Annotated in this window: 3 protein-coding genes; 1 reads left to right on the top strand and 2 read right to left on the bottom strand. The window is 62.2% G+C overall.

Annotation, left to right across the window (positions count from 1 at the left end):
• A partial coding sequence (locus QZ266_RS08755) for a type II toxin-antitoxin system HicB family antitoxin (RefSeq protein WP_295694064.1) occupies positions 1-301 on the bottom strand: 301 nt, incomplete at its 3' end.
• 12 nt (positions 302-313) lie between these two features.
• Positions 314-520, bottom strand: a complete 207-nt coding sequence (locus tag QZ266_RS08760) for a type II toxin-antitoxin system HicA family toxin (protein ID WP_011642968.1) — start codon at positions 518-520, stop codon at positions 314-316.
• Between the two features lie 94 nt (positions 521-614).
• Between QZ266_RS08760 and purL the strand changes: the two genes are divergently transcribed.
• Positions 615-2,836, top strand: a 2,222-nt coding sequence (purL, locus tag QZ266_RS08765) for a phosphoribosylformylglycinamidine synthase subunit PurL (RefSeq protein WP_295694069.1), incomplete at its 3' end; no start/stop codon positions are given.

Raw genomic sequence — 2,836 nt, forward strand, 5'->3', positions numbered from 1 at the left:
CACCGCGGCCCGTCGCGGCGACCCAGCGCGAGAGAACCACACGATAGGTCGTGACATGGTCGGGACAAACGAGGTTTTCGCCCGGTTGGCGCGGTGACGGGTCTGGCACCGCCTCGCCGCGCAGTAAGCGATCCCGAATCACCAGATCGAGCGCGTCGGCTGCCTCTGTGAGCGCTTCGCTTTCGTCGGCCCCGTCAGTGGCCAGCTCGGGCAGGTCACGACACTCGACCCAACGCCGCCCGTCTTCATCTTTGTGCAGCCGGACCGGATAGGCAAAAATTGTGAAATCAGCTTTGTCCATGCTTGGCTCCACTCAGAATTTCTCTTTCGGCACAGCGAGATCGCGCAACATCTTGGCCAACAAGCCCTTGCCGATCTCGCCCGACTTGACCGTCGTCGGACGATTGTCGAGGCGAACCAATTGGTGTCCGCCCTTGCCACGCTCCGGGGAAATTGCGAGATCGAGCCCGTTGGCCTTGGCGTAGGCTCTCAGGCGGCGAATAAAGTCCTTGCCGTTCATGGAGCCTTCCTTCGATATAGGGCAGGACGCGGAACAACACAATAATGTGCGCACAAATATGTGCGCATACCGATAATCGCCTTGAGGTTGCACAATGACTCAATACTCGGATAAAGTCACCGCCGAGATCGTCAAGGAACACGGTATCAATGACGCCGAATACGCCGTCATTCTGGACCGTCTGGGCCGGGCGCCGAACCTGGTCGAGCTGGGTATTTTCTCGGTCATGTGGTCCGAGCATTGTTCCTACAAATCCTCACGCGCGCATCTGGGCCGTCTGCCGACTTCCGGCGAAAAGGTGATTCAGGGGCCGGGCGAGAATGCCGGTGTCATTGATATCGGCGATGGTCAGGCGTGTATTTTCAAGATGGAAAGCCACAACCACCCCTCCTTCATCGAGCCCTATCAGGGTGCGGCGACGGGCGTGGGCGGCATATTGCGCGATGTTTTCACCATGGGCGCGCGCCCGGTGGCGCTGATGAATGCGCTGCGCTTTGGTGCGCCCGAGCACAAGAAAACCACGCATCTGGTCTCTGGTGTGGTGGCTGGCATTGGCGGTTATGGCAATTGCGTCGGCGTGCCGACCGTGGGCGGCGAGACCAATTTCCACGCCGGCTATAACGGCAATATCCTGGTCAATGCGATGGCCGTCGGCCTCGCGGACACCGACAATATCTTCTATGCGCGCGGCGCCGAGCCGGGCCAGCCGATCGTCTATGTGGGCTCAAAAACCGGCCGCGACGGCATTCATGGCGCGACCATGGCCTCGGCCGAGTTTGATGACGCCTCCGAGGAAAAGCGTCCCACCGTCCAGGTCGGTGACCCCTTCACCGAAAAGAAGCTGATCGAGGCCTGCCTCGAGCTGATGGCCACCGACGCCATCGCCGCCATCCAGGACATGGGGGCTGCCGGCCTCACCTCCTCCTCGGTCGAAATGGCCGACAAGGGCGGGATCGGCATCGCGCTCGACATGGACAAGGTGCCCCAGCGCGAAACCAATATGACGACCTATGAGATGATGCTCTCGGAAAGCCAGGAGCGGATGCTGGTCATCATGAAGCCGGGGCGCGAGGACGTCGCCTACGAGATCTTCAAGAAGTGGGAACTCGATGTCGCGGTGATCGGCGAAACCACGGATACCGGTCGCATGGTCCTCACCCACAAGGGCGAGACCGTCTGCGATATCCCGGTCGCGCCACTGGCCGATGATGCACCGAAATACGAGCGCCCCTATTTCGCGCCGGAAGTGCGCGCCCAGCTCAATGCCAAGGACGTCGCCCAGCCCGACCATATGGGCGAGATCCTGCTGAAGGTCATGTCGAGCCCGGACATGGCGTCCAAGGCGTGGATCTGGAAACAGTATGACCGTCACGTCATGGCCGACACCACGGCGTCCTCGGAAGACCCGTCGGATGCCGCCATTGTTCGCGTGCATGGCACGAAGAAAGCGCTGGCCATCACCACGGATTGCACGCCGCGCTATTGCATTGCGAACCCGTTCGAGGGCGGCAAGCAGGCCGTCGCCGAAGCCTGGCGCAATCTGACCGCAACCGGCGCCGACCCGATCGCGATCACCGATTGCCTGAACTTCGGCAATCCCGAGCGTGAAGAAATCATGGGCCAGTTCGTTGGCTGTATCGACGGCATGGCCGAGGCCTGTGCCAAGCTCGACTTCCCGGTCGTGTCCGGCAATGTCAGCCTCTACAATGAGACCAATGGCGTCGCCATTCCGCCGACCCCGGCAATTGGCGGTGTCGGCCTGATCCCGGACATGGCGCAACGTGCCCATTTCGGTGGCATGCGCGAAGGCGATATCCTGCTGGTCGTCGGCGAGACCGAGGGCGCGCTGGGCGCCTCGGTCTATCTCAAAGTCGTTGAAGGCCGCGAAGATGGCGGCGCGCCGCTGGTCGATCTGGATGTCGAAAAAGCCAATGGCGATTTCGTGCGCGGCCAGATCCGCGCCGGTCGCCTGTCGGCCTGTCACGATCTCTCCGATGGTGGCCTCGCCTGTGCGGCGGCCGACATGGCGCTGGCGTCCGACATGGGCATCAAGCTCGCCCATGAAGGCAATGTGCCGATGCATGGCTATCTCTTTGGTGAAGACCAGGGGCGTTACCTCCTGGCCGCTGCCAAGGAAGACGCGATCGCCATCCTGCAGGACGCCAAGGCCGATGACATCCCGGTCCATGTGGTCGGCCTCGCCGGCGGCAAGGCGGTCACCGTCAATGGTGCCCACCCGCTGGAACTCGATCGCCTTCGCGCCGCCTGGGAGGGCTGGATGCCGGGTCTGATGGACCAGCTCGTCGAAGCCGCCGA

The organism is uncultured Maricaulis sp. (genome assembly GCF_905480005.1).
Classification (GTDB): domain Bacteria; phylum Pseudomonadota; class Alphaproteobacteria; order Caulobacterales; family Maricaulaceae; genus Maricaulis.